The 18,203-nt window shown below is 71.6% G+C and carries 17 protein-coding genes; 6 read left to right on the top strand and 11 right to left on the bottom strand.

Annotated features, from left to right (window positions below):
• Positions 1–87: 87 nt before the first annotated feature.
• Positions 88–732 (top strand): thymidylate kinase, encoded by a 645-nt coding sequence (locus CG740_RS39435; RefSeq protein WP_107488353.1) that lies wholly within the window; start codon positions 88–90, stop codon positions 730–732.
• Positions 732–1,955, top strand: a complete 1,224-nt coding sequence (locus tag CG740_RS02845; RefSeq protein ID WP_159030200.1) for an MFS transporter — start codon at positions 732–734, stop codon at positions 1,953–1,955. The genes CG740_RS39435 and CG740_RS02845 overlap by 1 nt, the downstream gene beginning before the upstream one ends.
• Positions 1,956–1,991: 36 nt before the next feature.
• Here CG740_RS02845 and CG740_RS02850 read toward each other — a convergent pair whose 3' ends face one another.
• From CG740_RS02850 to asnB, 9 genes are all read right to left on the bottom strand, one after another.
• Positions 1,992–3,164, bottom strand: coding sequence for a GNAT family N-acetyltransferase (locus tag CG740_RS02850; protein ID WP_100573248.1), 1,173 nt, complete (start codon positions 3,162–3,164; stop codon positions 1,992–1,994).
• Between the two features lie 58 nt (positions 3,165–3,222).
• Positions 3,223–4,284: a 50S ribosomal protein L11 methyltransferase gene (locus tag CG740_RS02855; protein WP_100573249.1), complete on the bottom strand. Its 1,062-nt coding sequence runs from the start codon at positions 4,282–4,284 to the stop codon at positions 3,223–3,225.
• Complete coding sequence (locus CG740_RS02860; protein WP_100573250.1) at positions 4,281–5,180, bottom strand: TauD/TfdA family dioxygenase; 900 nt, start codon at positions 5,178–5,180, stop codon at positions 4,281–4,283. The genes CG740_RS02855 and CG740_RS02860 overlap by 4 nt, the downstream gene beginning before the upstream one ends.
• Before the next feature lies 1 nt (position 5,181).
• A complete protein-coding gene (locus CG740_RS02865; RefSeq protein WP_100573251.1) occupies positions 5,182–6,450 on the bottom strand; it encodes a biotin carboxylase N-terminal domain-containing protein in 1,269 nt (422 codons plus the stop codon).
• 23 nt (positions 6,451–6,473) lie between these two features.
• Positions 6,474–7,214, bottom strand: a complete 741-nt coding sequence (locus CG740_RS02870; protein ID WP_100573252.1) for a metallophosphoesterase — start codon at positions 7,212–7,214, stop codon at positions 6,474–6,476.
• Positions 7,211–8,320, bottom strand: coding sequence for a phosphonopyruvate decarboxylase (aepY, locus tag CG740_RS02875; protein ID WP_100573253.1), 1,110 nt, complete (start codon positions 8,318–8,320; stop codon positions 7,211–7,213). Before aepY ends, CG740_RS02870 begins: the two co-directional genes overlap by 4 nt.
• Complete coding sequence (locus CG740_RS02880) at positions 8,317–9,171, bottom strand: isocitrate lyase/phosphoenolpyruvate mutase family protein (protein WP_234376012.1); 855 nt, start codon at positions 9,169–9,171, stop codon at positions 8,317–8,319. Before CG740_RS02880 ends, aepY begins: the two co-directional genes overlap by 4 nt.
• The gene (locus tag CG740_RS02885) at positions 9,168–9,869 is read right to left on the bottom strand and encodes a class I SAM-dependent methyltransferase (protein WP_100573254.1); all 702 of its coding nucleotides are present in this window, start codon (positions 9,867–9,869) and stop codon (positions 9,168–9,170) included. Before CG740_RS02885 ends, CG740_RS02880 begins: the two co-directional genes overlap by 4 nt.
• Before the next feature lie 72 nt (positions 9,870–9,941).
• Entirely contained in the window at positions 9,942–12,185 is a 2,244-nt protein-coding gene (gene asnB, locus CG740_RS02890; RefSeq protein ID WP_100573255.1) for an asparagine synthase (glutamine-hydrolyzing), read from the bottom strand.
• A 247-nt stretch (positions 12,186–12,432) separates the two neighbouring features.
• Here asnB and CG740_RS02895 point away from each other — a divergent pair, with 247 nt between their 5' ends.
• Complete coding sequence (locus tag CG740_RS02895; protein ID WP_199846302.1) at positions 12,433–12,975, top strand: CYTH domain-containing protein; 543 nt, start codon at positions 12,433–12,435, stop codon at positions 12,973–12,975.
• 9 nt (positions 12,976–12,984) lie between these two features.
• Here the strand turns inward: CG740_RS02895 and CG740_RS02900 are convergent, their stop codons facing one another.
• Positions 12,985–13,296 (bottom strand): MazG-like family protein, encoded by a 312-nt coding sequence (locus tag CG740_RS02900; RefSeq protein WP_100573257.1) that lies wholly within the window; start codon positions 13,294–13,296, stop codon positions 12,985–12,987.
• 274 nt (positions 13,297–13,570) lie between these two features.
• Here CG740_RS02900 and CG740_RS02905 point away from each other — a divergent pair, with 274 nt between their 5' ends.
• The gene (locus CG740_RS02905; protein WP_100573258.1) at positions 13,571–14,359 is read left to right on the top strand and encodes an SDR family NAD(P)-dependent oxidoreductase; all 789 of its coding nucleotides are present in this window, start codon (positions 13,571–13,573) and stop codon (positions 14,357–14,359) included.
• Positions 14,360–14,542: 183 nt separating this feature from the next.
• On the opposite strand, the gene CG740_RS02910 is transcribed toward CG740_RS02905, so the two are convergent.
• Positions 14,543–14,806, bottom strand: a complete 264-nt coding sequence (locus CG740_RS02910; protein ID WP_100573259.1) for a GlsB/YeaQ/YmgE family stress response membrane protein — start codon at positions 14,804–14,806, stop codon at positions 14,543–14,545.
• Between the two features lie 221 nt (positions 14,807–15,027).
• On the opposite strand from CG740_RS02910, the gene CG740_RS02915 reads away from it, so the two are divergent.
• Both CG740_RS02915 and CG740_RS02920 read left to right on the top strand, forming a co-directional pair.
• Positions 15,028–16,164, top strand: a complete 1,137-nt coding sequence (locus CG740_RS02915; RefSeq protein WP_234376013.1) for an ABC transporter permease — start codon at positions 15,028–15,030, stop codon at positions 16,162–16,164.
• 77 nt (positions 16,165–16,241) lie between these two features.
• Positions 16,242–18,143 carry an SMI1/KNR4 family protein gene (locus tag CG740_RS02920; RefSeq protein ID WP_234376014.1) on the top strand — a complete coding sequence of 634 codons (1,902 nt, stop codon included), beginning with the start codon at positions 16,242–16,244 and terminating at the stop codon, positions 18,141–18,143.
• The last annotated feature ends 60 nt before the right edge of the window (positions 18,144–18,203 follow it).

Here is an 18,203-nt window from a genome sequence, read left to right on the forward strand (position 1 = left end):
CCCGAGGGCCGCCCGGCCGACCAGACGCTTCCGCACGGCACCGGCCCGTGGCGGACCCGAGAAGAGGACTGAACTGTGATCATTGCGATGGACGGACCCGACGGAGCCGGCAAGAGCAGCCAGGTCAAGCGGCTCGCCAGCTGGGCGGACAGCCAGGGCCTCTCCTTCCGGGTGGTGGGCAAGTGGCAGGTGTTCGAGGAGGCCCAGGTGCCCCAGGCCCGCTTCCTGCGCGGCAGCAGCCTGGACGAACTCCGCGTCTGCATCGCCGAAATGCCCAATCCGGCGCGGATGTTGTACCTGGGGTGGCTCAACACCCTTGCCGCAGAACGCGCCAGGGCCGCGGAGGAGGACCTGGTCGTCCTCGACGGCTACTGGGTCAAGCACGCCGCCACCGAACTGCTCGCGGGCTGCCACAAGGGCCTGGTGGACGCCATCGTGGACGCGACCGCGCCCGTGGACATGGTCGTCTTCTTCGATGTGACGCCCGAGGAGGCGCTGCGGCGCAAGAAGGGGGATATCACCCCCTACGAGTGCGGACGTGACCCCGAATGCCGGCCCGAGCGGTTCCTCTCCCACCAGGCGGCGGTGCGCGACATCATGCTGGAGTGGGTCGAGGACCGCGGCTGGGACGTCATCCGCGCCAACACCGCGGACGCCGCCCACCACCAGTTGCGCAAGCTGCTCGTCCCGCGGCTGGAAGAAGCCGCGGCCATCCGCGCGGCGGCCCTGTGATGGCACGCCGCCCCACCACGTTGCGCAGGAGCCTGTCGGCGGCCCTGTTCGTCCGCTACCTCGGGGCCGGCGTGTGGGCGCCGCTCCAAGTGCTGTTCTTCGTACGGTCGGTGGGCCTGTCCACGAGCCATGTCGTCCTCGGCCTCACCGCGGCCGGGCTCGCCGGGCTCGCCGCCGGGCCGGTGGTCGGACGCCTGGCCGACCGGTTCGGGCCGCGCGAGGTCGGCATCGCGGGCCTGGTGGCCCAGGCCGCCGCGGCCGCCGCCCTGATGACGGTCCGGGGGATGGGCGGCTTCCTCGTCGTCATCACGCTCATCGCGCTCGGGCGCGGCGCGTTCCCCGCGATCAGCGGCGCCCTGGTGGCCCATGTCGGCGGCGACGACAGGGTCGCCTTCCGGGCCCGCATCTACTCCCTCCAGAACCTGGCGATGGTCACCGGCTCGCTGCTCGGCGGCCTGGTGCTCCAGGCGGACACCCGGCTCGCCTACACCATCGCGATCGGCGCCGACGTGGTCTCCTACCTGGCCGCCGCCCTGCTGGTCGCACGGCTGCCCCATCTGCCCCCGGTGCCCCGGGAGCACGGCAGCGGCCGTCGCTACGCCCTGACGGACCGGCCGTTCCTCGCGGTCAGCCTCCTGTCGGGCGTCCTGGTGATGTTCGATGTCTTCCTCACGGTCCTGATGCCGGTGTGGATCGCCGAGCACACCGAGGCGCCCCGCTGGACGGTGTCCCTGATCTTCGCCCTGAGCTGCACGCTCGTCGTGCTGTGCCAGACCCGGGTGGCCAAGGGCGTGGACACCCCGCGCGACGGCGCCCGGACCATGCGGCGCAGCGGGCCGGTCATCGCGGCCGCGATGCTGCTCGTCTTCGCCGCCGCCCAGGTGCCCACGTATGTGGCGATGACCCTGCTCCTGGTCGGCGCTGCGGTGCTGACCCTCGGCGAAATGCTGTTCACGGCGGGGGAGTACGCCCTGTCGTTCGGGCTCGCACCCGATCACGCGCAGGGGGAGTACCAGGGCGTGTTCGCGGTGGGCGTGGGCATCGGCGGGGCGGTCGCGCCGACCGTCCTGAACGCGCTGTGCCTGGTCGCCGGGCCGCCCGGCTGGTTCGCGCTCGCCGCGCTCATGGTGACGGCGGGCGTCCTGGTGCCCCCGGTCGCCGGGGTCGCCGAGCGCAGCCGCCCGGCGCGGCCACCGGCCACCGTCACCGGCACCGCGACCTGAACGGCCGCCGGGGGCACGGCGGTTGGGGCCGCCGGGTCAGCCCCTGGCGGTCACCAGCTGGACGACGGGCGACTCGACGCCCGGGTCGATCGCGGCGAACGCCTCGCGGCGCTCATTCTCCTCGGCCCGTACCCGGTCGAGCATCGGGCCCGACCACGGCGCGTCCAGGACCAGTGCCCACAACGGCTTGAGATGGCCGCCCCGTGCCACCTTGGCGTCCAGCGAGTCACAGCTCATGTCGAGATGCCGGTAGCCGTGCTCGGCCGCGTACCGGACGGCCTGGTAGTAGGTCAGGTTGAAGTAGACCGAGGCGGCCCGGGCCATCGAGTCGTCCACGCCGTGCGAGCGGCCGTACATGACGTCGCCCCAGAAGAAGAACTGGGTGAACCCGACCATGCGGTCGTCCCGGTAGGCCGCCAGAATCCGGCAGTTGTCGTCGAACAGGTCGACCTGCGCGGTGAACCGCTCGCTCTCGCCCTCGTCCGTGACGTCGTGCCCGTAGCGGCGCAGCACCTGCGCGGAGAGCGGCCCGAGATCCTCGTGGCACTCGGAGAGCAGCCGGACCTCGGCACGGCAGCCGGCCTCCTCGAAGCGACGGATCTCCTTGCGGACCGCGGCGAACCGGCGCGAGCTGAGCCGTTCGCGGTAGCCGTCCAGGCCGGTCGGGTCGACGGGGATGACCGCGGTCGCGTCCAGCAGGACGAGCCGGTCGCCCGGATCGAGCACCGGCAGGAGCTGCGCCACCGACTCGTCGGTGACGTACAGCATGGCCGCGAGGCCGCCGTCCGCCTCGCGTCGCTCGCGCAGGCGGCCCAGGAGCGCGCGCAGGGCCGCCCGGGCCAGGGGCGCGGGTGTTCCCGGCGCCACCAGGGCCTCGCTGGTGTAGCCGAGCCGGGTGCCGCCGAGCAGCAGCGGGCGGTCCGCGCCGGTGGGCTCGGCGACGCCGGGGAACAGGACGGCGGGATCGTAGAAGTGCGGCACCTTCGCGGTGAACCGGTGGACGGGCAGCGCGGCGAGGCGCCGCCCGCCCGACGACGCGACCAGGTGGCCGGGGACGGAGTCCCGCAGCTCCTCGCCGTAGCGCAGCCAGGTGTGGCTGGAATACAGCGAGGCGTCGCCGGCCAGGGCGTCCCAGGCGGCGGGCTCGACCTCGTTCACCGAGGCCGGCTCACCGATGCTTATGCTCTCGCCCCGCGCCCGTTCCGTCACGGAACACCTCCCTGTTCGCCGGCCGTCGCGCCGCCCGGCGCCTCACGTTAGGCGGTGATCACCGCTCGGTGTGGTCGAGTATGCGAAATCCGGACACCCCGTGGTCGATGCGCAGATAGGAAAGCCGGGCACGGGTGGCGCCACGGCGCGCGAACATCTCGGCGACCTCGGAGCTCAGCGCCTGGGCGTCGGCGCCCGGATCCGCGTCGAGCAGATCGGAGACGGCGGTCTGCACCAGGTCCGAGCCGGGGTCGACCGCCATCTCGTCGGTGAGGGAGACCGCGAGAGCGCATCCGTGGGTCTCGGCCCAGTCGCGCAGCTCCTTCGCCATGAGCAGCTCGTCGCCCGCCTGGAACAGGAGCGCGGTCAGATGGGCGGTGCCGTGCGGTGCCAGCTGCCGGGGCAGGCCCTCCAGGACCCGGCGCCCGACGCTGAACCCGTCCTCGCCGCCCTGCTCCGCGGCCTCCTGGCCCGGCGGGGTCGGCGTCGGCAGGAACGGGATGTTGGCGACGACCCGGTCGAAGGGGCGGCCATCGGACGCGAGCGGCGCGTAGAGGTCGCCCGCCAGCACCTCGATCCGGTCCGCCACACCGTTGAGCTCGGCGTTGAGCGCGGCCACCCGCGCCACGTCGTCGAGCAGCTCCACCAGGGTGGCTCGGGCGCCGAGTTGGGCCGCGATCAGCCCCTGGAAGCCCGGACCCGCACACAGGTCGAGGACCCGGGAGTCCGGCCGGTAGGAAATGCGCCGGGCCAGCGCGAGCGAGTCCGGGCCGAAGTAGTGGCGCACCTGGAAGATGCTCGGCGGCTCCGCGAAGAGCCATACCCCCTGGGCCCGGAACAGGCTCACATCGACCAACTGGGCCTCGTTGTCCCGCTGGAGGGCGACCCCGTACTCCTGGAGCCGCGGCAGCGCGGCCGCCACCGCTGTCGGCAGCCCGTCCACCTTCGCGGGCCTGCCGAGCAGGAGGAACCCGGCGGTCGTGCGGAGTTCTCCGTCGAGCAGGTCGACCGCGCGCGCCCAGTCGGCGAGGTCCACGGAATCGGCGGAGAAGCCGGCCAGGAACTCGGCGAGCCCCAGCTCCTCCAGTGCGGTCACGAGCGGCCTGAGGATCGCGTTCACCGGGCCGTCCCGGCCGGCTGCTGCTGCGGCAGGCCGATCCAGGTGCGCAGGAGCAAGCGGCCCCCGCCGGCCGGGCCGTCGTCCTCGAAGGGGGTGCGGCCGTGCACGATCGAGCGGTTGTCGATGAAGATCATCTCGCCGGGGGCGAGCCGGGCGTGGGTCTGGAGATCGCGCCGGTCCAGCAGTTCGTCGAGCAGGTCGAGCGCCTTGATCTGGTCCTTCGACAAGGGTGGGATCCCCGGGTGGCCGTGGCCGATCTCGATGTAGTCGCGCAGGTAGTACACCCGCTCGCGGCCGCCGCTGAATTCCAGTACGGGCCGCCGCACCGTCAGCGGGAAGCCGGGGGCGTCGTCCCGGGTGTCGAAGTGGACCGGCAGCCGCAGCGCAGCCAACTCCTCGGGGTGGTCGGCCAGAAGCTCCAGGAGGTCGCTGACATGGACCGTCACCAGGGCGCCGCCGCTGCGCGCCTGCCGGTGGCAGAACAGGGCGAAGACATCGGGCAGGCGCCCGGGGCGATGGGCCGCGTCCGTGTGCAGGCTGCCGCCCTGGCGGCTGTCCGAGTAGCGTCCGGTCGCGCCCTCGCCGAGCTTCACCCCGCGGTCGCGGACGTCCCGGAGCAGCGCCCCGTGCCCGTCCTGCGGCAGGAGGTCTCCGGTGAGCCGGGAGACGGCCACGGTGAAGCCCCGCGCCTGCTCCTCGGTGAGGTGGTCCAGACCCGCCAGGACGAAGAACCCGGGCCGGGTGTCCAGGTGCTGCCTGGTGTACTCCTCCAGCGTGCTGCCGAACTCCCGGTACCAGGAGGCGTGTTGGTCCCGCTCGGTGCTGTGGGCCAGCGCGAGGGCGAGCTCCGCGTCGACCTGGTGGCGGACACCCGAGAACGGGTCGGTGCTGTTCATCTCAGACTCCCAGTGCTTGGCCGGTGCGGGGTTCCCCGGTCAGATCGCAGTGGCGCAGCCATGCGGCTATGTCCGCCCCGCAGTGCGCGACCCCCGTTATCTCGCTGCCCTCGACCGCTTCGAGCACGGCACGGGCCAAGGTGGCCCGGTCGTCGCCGGTGGCGAGGATCTGGGTGACGATGTTGTCCAGGACGACGGGCCGGCCCACATCGAGCGCACAGTTGTACAGCGCCCCCTGCGTCGGCGGCAGCGACAGGGACTCGATGGTGCCGGGCCCCTCGATGAACACCCGGGCCTCCACACAGTGCACCTCGCGGTCGGCCGTGATGGCGCCGGGGGACAGCAGTCCGCCCTCGGCCAGCTCGATCTGCAGGGCCACCACGTCGATGCCGGTCTGCGCCTCGCACATCCGATAGGCCAGCGGGAGGCGGCCGTTGACCTCAAGGAAGTAGTGGCTGTGGGCGTCGACGATGAACTCCACCGTCGCGACGTTCCGCAGCCCCATCCCCGTCACCAGCCGGGCCGAGTCCGCACGCATCCGTGCGAGCCGGTCGGGTCCCACCCCCTGCACGGGCGAGGCTTCGAGCAGCTTCATGCTCCCGTCGACCAGCAGGCTCTCGCGCTCCCCGAGGAAGGCGACGGTCCCGGCGTCGTCGAGCGCCACGGTGACACCGACCACGCGGCCCTTCTCCACATAGCGCTCGGCGTACCAGTCGGTCCCGTCGTCCAGGGCCATGACCGAGAGCGCGTCCTCGGTGTCCCGCGCCGTCTGGAGGATGCGCACTCCGAGGCCGCCGCACCCGTCGACGGGCTTGAGGATGACGGGCAGACCGATGTCCTGGATCAGCGCGGCGATCGCCTCGGGGCCGGCCGCGTGCGGCAGCACCGGCAGGCCCAGACGGCCGGCCGTGCCGACCGCGCGCTCCTTGTCCCGGGCCTCGGCCAGTACCTCCGCGCCCGGCCCGATGTAGGCGATCCCCGCGGCCGCCAGCCGCTCGGGGAGTTCGGGGTCCTCGGCGAGGGCCCCGTACCCCGGGTAGACCGCGTCCACGCCGCAGTCGAGCGCCGCGGCCACGATCCGCTCCGCATGGTCGTACGTCTCGGCGAGGCCGGTGCCCGGGAGGTACGCGCAGCCGTCCGCCGCGAAGGAGTGAAGGCGCTGGGGGTCGGACGTGGCGGCTACGGCGATGGGCGACCAACCCTGGTTGCGGAAGGTCTCGATGGCACGCGCGGCGATCGCGCCGCGATTGGCGATCAGGACTTTTCTCATGGCCTTCTCTCAGTCGGGGCGCGTCAGCTCAGGGCCCGGTAGTGCGTGACCAGGCGGCGCTGGTCGTCGAGGATGTGAAAGGCGAGCCCCGGTGCCAGTTCGTAGTCGACGGCGTCGCGGCCCTCGAACGGAAGCGGCACGGTGGAGGCGACGCCGGGCGCCACGAGCAGGGGCAGCCCCGCGAAGGTGGTGGCCGCCGCCGTGTGCGCGTGGCCGCACAGCAGCGCGACGACCTGCGGATGGCGGACCAGGACCTCGGCGAACCGTGCCTCCTGGAACTGCCGCAGCCGGTCCACGTGCGGCGTGTGCAGCACCACCGGCGGGTGGTGGAAGCACACGAACACCGGCCGGTCGGCGCTCTCGCCGCCGAGGGTCTCGTCCAGCCAGGCCAGCGTGCGGTCACTGATCAGACCCTCGTCGCTGCCCGGGATGGTCGAGTCGCACAGCAGGAAGGTCGCGCCCTCGGTGCGCACGACCTGGTTCAGCTCGTCGTCCTCGGGCTTCTCGTCGAGCAGCCCGGTGCGGAACGGCGCCCTGCGGTCGTGGTTGCCGGGGAGGACGAGCACCGGGTACGGCAGCGCGAAGAGCTCCTTCGCCTGCTGGTACTCCTGCGGCGCGGCGTGATCGGCGATGTCACCGGTGACCAGGACGGCGTCCAGCGGCCCCGGCAGATCGCGCAGATACGACATCACGCGCTCGGCACGCTCGGTGGCGCGCGGGCCGGTGTCCAGGTGGAGATCGCTGACGTGGGCGATGGAGATCACGGCAAGTCCTTACGGGACAGGGCGACTTCACCCTTGAACCGCGCCGTCACCTCGGCATTGGTGTGGGCCGATGTGACGCGCGGCGGAGTGGCGCCGCCTTTGGCGATGAATACGGCGATCAGGTGCGGGCCGGGAAGGTCCGCCACCTTCGCCATATGATCGTCGATCTCCGCCTCGGTCCGACAGGTCTCGCCCGTGCGATAACCCGCCGCGAGCGCCAGGTCGGCCCACCGCATGGACGAACCCCGGGTGCGCTGGCCACCCGTGGAGTCGTAGGAGCCGTTGTCGAGGACGATGTGGGTGAGGTTCTCCGGGCGCCGCTCGCCGACCAGGGCGAGCCCGCCGAGGTGCATCACCGCGGCCCCGTCCCCGTCGATGACCGCGACCCGCTCGTCGGGCCGGTTCAGGGCGGTGCCGAGGCCCAGGCCGATGGCGTGTCCCATGGAGCCCTGCATGTAGAAGTTCCGGCCGCTGTCGCGCACCCCGAACAGTTCGCGGCTGATCATGCCGGTGGTGCTGTAGACAAGGGCGCCGTCCAGGTGGCGCGCCAGCGCGGTCACCGCGGTCCGCCGGTCGAGCAGGGCCTCGGAGGGCTTGGCCGGCACGTCACACGTGCCGACGGTCTTCGCCGGTACCAGGATCACGAACTGGCGCTGATGCGCGCGCTCCTCCTCCGCCCGGGCGAGTAGCGCCGTCAGGCTCTGTTCGGTGGGTTTCAGGATGCCGTGGGCGACTCCGACGGATTCGAGCACGCCGATGGTCGCGGCGCCCATCGCCGCGTGGTGCGGCTCGTCGTCCTCGGCGTTGGGCCAGCCCCGCAGGCTCACGAAGAGCAGCAGCGGGATCTCGTACGCCATGCTCAGCGAGGTCAGCGGGTCGAGCAGATTGCCGAGGCCCGAATTCTGTGCCAGGACGGCCGACTTGACGCCGCTGAGCTCCGAACCCGCCGCCATGGACAGGGCGATGCCCTCGTTGGGAGCGGGCACATAGCTGCCGCGCTGTTCGAGAAGGGCGAAGGGGCCCTTGAGGAAGGAGCAGGGCACCCCGCTGAAGAAGCCGTAGCCGTGCCGGTCCAGCTCCGCGCAGAAGAACTCGGCGCTGATCATGCGCTCCACTCCTCCCAGCGCGAGACCCGGGTCAGGCCGAACAGCTCCTTCATCGAGGTGATGGACCCCTCGACACCCGCTGTTCCACCGTGCAGTTGGATCTCGCTCAGCACGTCGCGCATCGCCGAGACCGAGGCGCGCAGGGTGTGGTTGGCGTAGATCACCATCGAGACGCCGGCCGCCCGGGCCTCGGCGAGGTCCCAGTGCGGATAGGTGGTCGGCACCACGACGATCGGGGTGCGCGCCTGCCAGGCCTGGAGGAACTCCACGATCTCGGCGGGCGTGGACTTCTTGGAGTGGATGAGGATGGCGTCCGCGCCGGCGTCGGCGTACAGGTGCGCGCGGCGCAGGGCCTCCTCCAGGCCGCGGCCCGCGATGAGCGCCTCGACGCGGGCGACCACCGTGAAGTCCGGGTTGCGCCTGGCCCGTACGCCCGCCTCGATGCGGCCGGCGAACTCCTCGGCCGCCTCCAGGTCCTGGCCGCCGCGCAGAAAACTGTTCCGCTTGGGGAACAGCTTGTCCTCGAAGCAGACGCCCGCGATGTCGGCGGACTCGAACTGCTGGACCGTGCGCACCACGTTGATCTTGCCGCCGAAGCCGGTGTCGCAGTCGGCGAGCAGCGGCAGGCCGGTCGTCTGGTTGGCGTGCGAGGACGCTTCGAGGAGTTCGGCCATGGTGAGCAGGCCGAGGTCCGGCAGGCCGCGTGACGCGGAGATCTCGAAGCTCGACGCCCACAGGCCGTCGAAGCCGGCCTCCTCGATGAGGAGGGCGGTGAGGGCGTCGCGGCATCCGACGATGCGGGCCGTCTCGGGCCGCTCCAGGAGCTCGCGGAACAGGGCTGCTTTGGTCACTGTGTCCCCGCCCTCTGCGCGAAGTGCGTGTGGTTGGTGCCCGCCACCGGGGCCGCCGGCGTCTGGAACACGCAGTGCCAGTGGAACGAGCCGGGCTTGGAGTGTTCGGCGTCCAGGGCGCTGATCAGCTGGAACCCCTCGTGCAGGCGCAGCAGATCGGCCGCGTCGACGTACATGTGCGGATGCACCTTGTCGTCCGGCGCGCCCGGCTGGCAGAAGGTGTTGGGGCTCACCTCGTCGCCCTTGCCGTACTCGCCGTTGCGCTTGGAGAGCATCGTGCACTGGTAGACGCCGCCCGGCCGCAGCACCCGGCGGACCTCGGCCAGGGTCCTGGCCAGGCTCACCTCGTCGCCGTGGTAGACCACGTTGAAGGCGAGCACGTAGTCGAAACTGCCGTCGGGATAAGGGAGTTCGGTGAAGTCGCCGACGTCGAGGGTCACCTGGAGGGATCGCTCGGCGCTGTCGGCGCCGGCCGCTTCGAGGGCGGCCGGCGCCCGGTCGATCCCGGTGCTGACGAAACCCTCCTCCGCGAAGAAGAGCGCGTGCCGGCCGATTCCGCAGCCGAGGTCGAGCGCGTCCTTGGCGCCGAGCGCGCGCAGCCGGGTGGCCTCTTCCACGACCCAGGGGTGGGGGCGGGACCAGTCGGCGCGGCCGCTGTCAGTGCGCCAGACCTCGTCCCAGTAGAGATGGGCTGTCATGGGTGACCTCGTTCGTCAATACGTCCGTACATCCAGGTCCGGATGCCGATTTCCGATGGGGGTGGGGTGCGCTCAGCCGGCGGACGCGACCGGCTGCGGTACGACGTCCAGGAGGCCGGCCTCCAGGGACTCGTCGAGCAGCGGCCGCATCTCCTGGAGGTCGCAGCCGACGGAGGCCACGACCTCCGCGAGGGTGCGCCGGCCGTCCAGGCCGCGCAGCAGCCGCAGCCAGTCCAGGTGGGTGACCTGGTCGATGACGAAGCGCAGGCTGCCGTCGACGACGACGTAGGACGTGTGCGTCTCGTCGCTGTCGTCCAGGACCAGGACGCCTTCGGCGCGCCGCAGGACGGACTCCTCGCCGATCTCGGTACGGGCGAAGAGTTCGAGCACCTCGGGGCCCTCGAAGTCCGTGACCTGGAGTTCGTAGGGCGCGGGGCCGGTGGAGGGGCGGCTGGCGGGCAGCTCGACCGTCATGTGGTCAAGCAGCCCCAGGTTCACCACGCGCATCAGCAGTTCGACGTGTCCCGAGCTCTGGTCGTGCTCCAGGCGACGCAGCGCGCGCCGCATGTTCGTGCCGTCCAGGTACTGCGCGGCCCGGGGCGAGGACAGGGCCTCCTCGATCAGCTCGTCGTCGTGGTGGGCGAGCATCCTGGTGAAGGCGCGGTGGGTGTGCCGTACTCCTTCGCCCTCGTAGAAGGCCAGTTTGGGCCTGCTGATGACCTCGGCGGGCAGGATGTCCTTCACCGCGTCGCGGATGATCTGCTTGTCCCAGAACAGCCGCTTGCGGTAGGCGCGCGGCACGGTGGCGAGCAGTTCGATGATGCGGTGGTCCAGGAACGGGACACGGGCCTCGACACCGTTGGCGGACGCGGTCCGGTCCTCCACCCAGAAGTTGTACTGCTGCATGTCGCGGAACTTCCAGGCCAGATACGACCCGTACGGGTCGTCGACCGCGCCCGGCAGATAGGCGTCCACCGCGCGGTCGCTGAGCAGCGGCAGATCGGTTCCCTCCCACCAGACCGAGACGGGGGACTGGGAACCGAGGGCCTTGCGGCGGGCGAGCGTGCGCAGATTGGTGGTGAAGTCGTCCCAACCGCCGCCGCCGGCCAGGCCGACGCTGTAGCCGCCGCTGAACTCGTCGGCGCCCGAGCCCAGCAGGATCGCCTTCAGACCGGGCCGCTCGGCGCGGGCGAAGCGGTACATCTCGCTCTTGTAGAACTGCTCGGGTCCGCACTGCGGGGACTCCATGAGCCAGAGCAGCCGCTTCCACTCGTCGGCGGAGGGGATCCGGTCGGCGCCGAAGGCGACCTGGTGGTTGGGCAGACCCAGGAGCGCGGCGGTCTGCTGCGCGTACTGGGCGTCCTTGTTGACGACGGTGCTGCCGGTCAGCGCGGAGAAGGTGTGCAGGCCGGTGTGGGCGGACAGGGCGGAGATCGCCGCCGAGTCGAGGCCGCCGCTCAGGAAGACACCGATCTCGGCGTCGGCGACCAGGCATTCGCGCACGGACGAGGCGAGCAGTTCGGCCATGCTCTGGACGAAGAAGCTCTCGGGGAGGTGGTCCGCCTCGGCGGGAGTGGGCAGCTCCCAGTAGCGGTGCACCCGGGTCGCGCCGTCGCGCAGGCTGATGTTGACGATCGCGCCGGAGGGGACGTGGTCGACCTCCTTGAACCAGGTCACCGGGTCGTCGTCGGTCATCGCGGGGGCGGCGTTGAGCCCCTGGTCGGCGAGCGCGCGGGCCCAGTCGAGCTCACGGGGGCACTCGGGGTGCTGGAACAGCGCCTTGATCTCGGACCCGAACAGCACCTTGCCGCGGCTGCGGTTGATGAAGAGCGGCTTGATGCCGAGGCGGTCACGGGCGAGCAGCAGCCGCTGCTCGCGCAGGTCGATGACCGCTATGCCGAACATTCCCCGTACGTCGTCGAGGAAGTCGAGGCCCTTTTCCAGATAGAGGTGGAGCAGCACTTCGCAGTCGGACTCACTGCGGAACTTCGCCCGGCCCTCAAGGCTCTTGGTGAGTTCCTTGTAGTTGTAGATCTCGCCGTTCGCGGCGAGAATGACGTTCCCGTCCTCGCTGACGAAGGGCTGACGGCCACCCTCGGGGTCGATCAGGGCGAGCCGTGTGAACGACATACAGGCCTGTTCCGTGTGATGGAACTGCATGTCATCGGGGCCACGGGGGCGCAGGGCACGGGCCATGTCGCGCAGAATGCGGTCGGCCGACTCCGCCAGACCACTTCCATCTGTATGGGCGAATCCAGCAATTCCGCACATGTGGCTTCCGACTCCCGTGTGAATTTCTGCGTATGGAGTGGACATGCCACGCCCCTCGATGAGAGGCGTGGCATGTGGGTCACTACTAGCGAACGGTAGCGACGATGGTGCCCTGCTCGACCTGCTTGGCCTCGGGCTTGGTGTAAACCTTCATGTCATTCACCTCCGTGCGATGTGTTCGGCTCTTACTGGTGAAGAGCTTGCAAGAGACCGGTTGCGCGGTGGTGGCGTGCCGGTGGCGCGCCGGTGTTCCGGCTCGGGCTCCCCCGACCACCGCTCCCGCGCTGTATAGATGGGTGACCCCGAGGCGGCACGACAGGAGGACATGTCCATGGGCGAGGAGATCGAACGGCGCTTCCTGGTGGCGGGCGAGGTGCCCGACGGCAGCACACGCAGGACCGAACGGATCGAGCAGGGGTATCTGCCCCTGGACGTGGACGGCGCCGAGGTCCGTGTCCGACGCCGTGGCGGCCAGATCCTCATGACGGTCAAGGGCGGCACCGGCCTGGTCAGGACGGAGTGCGAGGAGCCGATTCCACCGGCCCTCTTCGACGCGCTGTGGCCGCTGACCGAAGCGGCCCGCATCGCCAAGGAGCGCCGCACGGTCGCCCTGGAGGGCGGGGAGACCGCCGAAGTGGACGACTTCGGCGGCCGGCTCGCCGGACTCGCCATGGTGGAGGTCGAGTTCGAGACCGCCGAAGCGGCACACGCCTTCCGCGCGCCGTCCTGGTTCGGCCGTGAGGTCACGGACGACGCCCGGTACCAGAACCGCTCGCTCGCACGCGGCGAAGGCGTTCCGCAGCCGTCGGGGCCGGGTGCCGACGACGGCGCCTGAGCGCACCCCTCAGGAGCCGTCGCCCTCGACCCGGTGCAGCACACCCCGGGCGTCCCGCGTGTACACCCGCTCCCGGTTCTTCGCGATCTTGCGCTCGACCTCGGTCTCCAGGTCGATGCCGCTCATCTCGGCCAGGGCGGTCAGGTACAGGAAGACATCCGCCAACTCCTCGCCGTAGTCGGGGAGTTGCTTGCGCCAGGCCGTGAACGCCTCGCCGACCTCGGCGGTGAGAAGGCCGAACTCCAGCGGCACGTCCGTGGTGTTGAAGCCCTTGTCCTGTTTGTTCTCCCAGGCGAGTCGCTGGGCTGAGCGAATGTCCACGAGGCCTCCGGCATGCGGCTTGGGGGGTGCGGTGGGACCCTACAGCGGGCCCGCCCGCCCCCTGCACGACGAGCGCCTGCCGGCCCGCACGGCCGGTCCGGAGGCACGGGCGCCACCGGTACGGGTGGGAAGCGGAGGCACCGGCGCCACCGGTACGGGTGGGAAGCGGAGGCGCGGGCGGCACCGGTACGGGTGGGAAAACGGGAGAAACGGGGAAGCGGACACAGGGCAGCGGAAACGGAGCCGCCCCGGCGGCAGTACGGAGGCAAACAGCGTGCGCATCGATCTTTCCGGGCGGACGGCCCTGGTGACCGGATCCACCCAGGGCATCGGCGCGGCCATCGCGTCCGGGCTCGCGGCGGCCGGAGCGCGGGTCGCCGTGAACGGACGCGGCGCGAAGTCGGTGGGCGAGGCCGTCGAACGCCTGGGCAAGGACGGCGGCGACTTCGTGGCGGCCCCCGGTGACATCGCCACGGACGAGGGCGCGGCGGCCGTCTTCGACGCCGTGCCGCACGCCGACATCCTGGTGAACAACCTCGGCATCTTCGGAGCCAGGCCCGCGCTGGAGATCGACGACGCCGAGTGGCGGCGCTACTTCGAGATCAATGTGCTGACCGCCGTCCGGATGACCCGCCACTATCTGCCCGGGATGGTCGAGCGGTCCTGGGGCCGGATCCAGAACATCGCCAGCGACTCGGCGGTGGTGGTGCCCGCCGAAATGATCCAGTACGGCATGTCGAAGACCGCGCTGCTCGCCGTCGCGCGGGGCTTCGCGAAGGAGGCCGCGGGCACCGGCGTCACGGTGAACTCGGTCATCGCGGGGCCCACCCACACCGGCGGGGTGGAGGACTTCGTGTACTCGCTCGTGGACCGCGACCTGCCGTGGGACGAGGCCCAGCGTGCCTTCATGCGCGCATACCGGCCGCAGTCCCTGATCCAGCGCCTCATCGAGCCCGAGGAGATCGCCCACATGGTCGTCTATCTCAGCTCGCCCTTCGCCTCGGCCACCACGGGCGGCGCGCTGCGGGTGGACGGCGGATACGTCGACTCGATCCTGCCGTAGAGCGGATCCCGCCCCGGGCGGAGAAGCCGGAGGGAGAGGGCCGGGCGGAGAGCCGGGCGCCGGGGCCGGATCGGAGCGCCCGTTCCCCCGGATGACCCAACGCACGCGAAACTCTCCGCGCCTCCCCGGGCGGCTGCCGGGAGGCACGGAGAGTCCGGGCGTCAGGGCCGCTTCGGGCCGAAGTCAGCCGCGCCGGCCCGAGACCAGGCGGTAGAGGAAGAGCACGATCACCGAGCCCACGATCGCGGTGATCCAGGTCGACAGGTGGAAGAAGCCCTTCACCCCGTCGACCCCGAAGACGAGCTGGCCGAGCCAGCCGCCGAGCAGACCGCCCACGATGCCGATCACCATGGTGACCAGACAGCCGCCGGGGTCCTTGCCCGGGGTCAGCGCCTTGGCGATGGCTCCTGCGATGAGCCCGATGACGATCCAGGCGATGATGCCCATAACGGAAACCCGATTCCTTTCGTTGCGCGACCCGGTGGTGCCGCCGACCGGGTGGTGGCAGCGGGGAGCCGGTCCCCCCGTTCGCCTTCGAGCCGGTACCCCCGGCCGGCGCCCGCGCACGGGACCAACGGCCTTCATGCCGTGACCGAAGGTCCCCGACCGGGCGGCGCCGACCGGGGCAGACGGCACGGAAAACGTCCCCGGTACCGGATTGGTCGCACATGCCGATGGAAGAAGACGACGCCAGCCGCCCGAACCCGGAGCGGGGCGGCGCGCCCGAGGAGCCCCACGGCGGCCACGGCGGCCACGGCGCGCACGCGCGCAAGCGGGGCGCGGGCGGGACCTGGGCGGACTTCAAGGACTCGCCGTTCTTCCCGGCGGTTGTCCTGGTCTTCATCCTGGCCGCCGCCGCGGGCCTGTTCGCCGGCTCGTACACGTACACCATGGCCAATCCGACGCCGCACCACATTCCCACCGCCGTGGTCGCGCCCCCCGGCTCGCCCGAGGCGAAGCAGTTCGTCGCCGGAATGGACAAGGCCCTGAACGCCTCCCTGGACGTGCACGCGTACCCGGACGTCCGCGCCGCGCGGCAGGCCATGGAGGAGCAGACCGTCTTCGCGATCCTCGACGTCCGGCCGGCCGGGGTGCGCATGGACGTGGCGGGCGCGGCCGGCGCATCCGTGGCGCAGGTCCTCGCCCAGGCGGCGCCCCCGGTGGCCAAGGCCGTCGGCGTACCGGTGACGATCACCGATGTGAAGCCGCTCCAGAAGGGCGACCCGCGCGGCCTCGCGCTGTTCTACATCTCCCTCGCCGCGGTGGTGCTCGGCTTCGTCGGCTCGATCCAGCTGAGCGTGCACGCCCGGACGCTCAACCCGCTGGAGCGGATCGCGTTCACGGTCGCCTACTCACTCCTCGGCGGCTTCGCCATCGCGGCCGTGGTCGACTGGGGACTCGGCGCGGTGCGGCTCCCGTTCGTCGAGTCGTGGCTGATCCTCGCGTTCACGATGTTCACCTCCGGGATGGTCTTCACCATGTTCAACACCCTCATCGGACGCTGGGCGATGCTGCCCACCTGGGGGCTCATGGTGCTGCTCGGCAACCCCTCCTCGGGCGGCGCGGTGTCCTGGCCGCTGCTGCCCTCGCTCCTCGGCCACATCGGGCGCTGGCTGCCGCCGGGCGCGTCCGTGAACGCCCAGCACACGGCCGTGTACTTCGCCGACGCCCAGCACGCCTTCCCGTTCCTGGTCCTGGCCGGCTGGTCGCTGCTGTCCTGCGCGGTGTTCTGGTTCTGGCGCCACCGCCACCCCGGCGGCCGCGACCGCCCGGCCCCGGCGCACGGGGCGGCACCGGCCGCCTGACGCGACGGGGTTCCCTGGCCGGTGGGGGATGCGCGGACCGGGCTTGTCTGTCAGTGCCAGGTGTCAGGATCGCCCGCATGGACATGGACGCAGACACCGTCGACTGGCCGCGCTTCCTCACCCGGTGGAGCGCGGAGTGGGCCGATGCCCGGCGCGACGAGGTGGATCCGAGCCCCGAGGACGAGACGTCCCGGCGGGAGGGATGGCTCGGGTACGCACCGGCGGACGGGGCGGACATCGCGGCACTGGAGGAACGGCTGGGGTGTGAACTGCCGCCCTCCTACTGCGAGTTCCTCCGGGTGAGCAACGGCTGGCGGCACGCGGGCGGCTTCGTCCGGGAGCTGGCCGGAACCGAGGACGCGCACTGGCACGAGGACGCCCATCACCTCGGTGACACCTTCGACGCGGCCTGGGCCGACGAGGACAACCCGCCGGAGGTGCGGGCGCAGGTCGGCCTGTGGGCGCGGGCGCTTCAGCTGCACGTCGACTCGGATGCCACCTATCTGCTGCTCGACCCCGCGGACGTGGGTCCGGACGGCGAGTGGGCGGTCCGGGAGTGGGCGGGCTGGCATGCCGCCGAGCCACGCAGATATCCGTCGTTCGCGGCCTACATGGTCGCCATGCACCAGGAGTTCCACCACTTGGAGTCCGGCAGCCGGGGGCAGCGGAACCTCGGTTTCGTGAACGAGACCACGCGCGAACAGGACGCGGCGGTCGGCCGAGCCAGGACCCTGTCGCTGCGCGGCGACTACGAGGAGGCCGCGCGTCTGCTGACGGAGGCCGCGAAGTACGGCCGGCCGTACGCGGACGAACTCCGGGACCAGATAGTGAGGTTGGGCGGCCTGCCCGGCTTCGGCCGACTGCAACCGCTGCCCTGCGACTCGGCCTACCTTTCCGATCTCCTTCCGCTCGCCGCCGCCGTGCTCCGCGACAGCGGTCGTGGGGCGGAGGGCCGGCTCTTCGTCGATCCCGAGGCCTTTCCCGATACGGCGCGGGCCGCGGCGGACATCCTGCGCGAGGTGGCAGCGGGAACCTGGCGCTACACCCCGGGTGGCGCGTTCGGTGAGGCCGTCGACGCGGCTCGGGAGAAGGCCCGTTGGGGCGACACCGACACCGCCTGGCGCATCCTGCGTGCCGCGATTCCACGCTGGGAGTCGCTCGGCCCCGACCACATCGCGCCGCTGGGCCTGCTCGCCGATCCCGTACTCGCCATGGTGCTGACCCCTGAGCGGCGTCGGGAACTCCTCGCCACACCACGCGGCGGGGAGCAGGGTCCAGGGCCGGCTCCCACCGGCGACCTGGACCCGGTGGGACTGTCCTGGCTGGTCCGTCCCGAGGGCCTGGGCAGCGGTCGGCGGTCCGCCTTCCGGCTCGTCCTGGTCGAAGGGGCAGCGCCCGCCGAACTGCCGGACCTGATCGGATCCAGCACGGTGCTGGCCCCGCCCCTGCGCGCGTGGGACGTTCACCATCCATCCGGCCGGCGGCAGCCGTCGCAGCGTGAGGACAAGGCACTGCTCAGCGTCGGGCGTGCGGCGCCCGGCTGGAGCTTCGGCATCGACGTGGAGCCCCTTCCCTTCGTCGGGGATGGGCTGATCTCGCCCGCCCCGGCCGCATCGGCGCGCGGCGGCCACGCGATCGTGGTGTGGTACGAGCCGCGCCCGGGAGCCGAGGTCTTCCATCTTTCGGTGGCCCGGGCCGGGGACCCGCTGTACGCACTCACCGTGCGCGCCGGTGCGGTCGAGGAGATCACCGGGGCCCTCCCCGCCGAACTCGCCCCGCACGCACTCGGCTTCACCACCCCGGGCGAGCAGCCGCAGAGGGCCGCGGCCGCCCGTGCCCTGGATGCCGTCGCCGAGCGCCACGGCCTCACGCTGCCGCGGCTGGCCCTGACCCAGGGCCGGCTGCACTCCTTCGAGTCGGTGCCCTGGTCGCGACCGCCGGACCCCGGGGACTTCCGCTGGACGGCCGCCATCGGCTGACCACGCCCCGGTTCCGCGGCCCAACCTCTATACAGGGCCGCTCTGTTGAGGGCCGCTCTG

It is taken from the genome of Streptomyces sp. CB01201 (genome assembly GCF_002803085.1).
In the GTDB taxonomy this organism is placed as follows: domain Bacteria; phylum Actinomycetota; class Actinomycetes; order Streptomycetales; family Streptomycetaceae; genus Streptomyces; species Streptomyces hundungensis.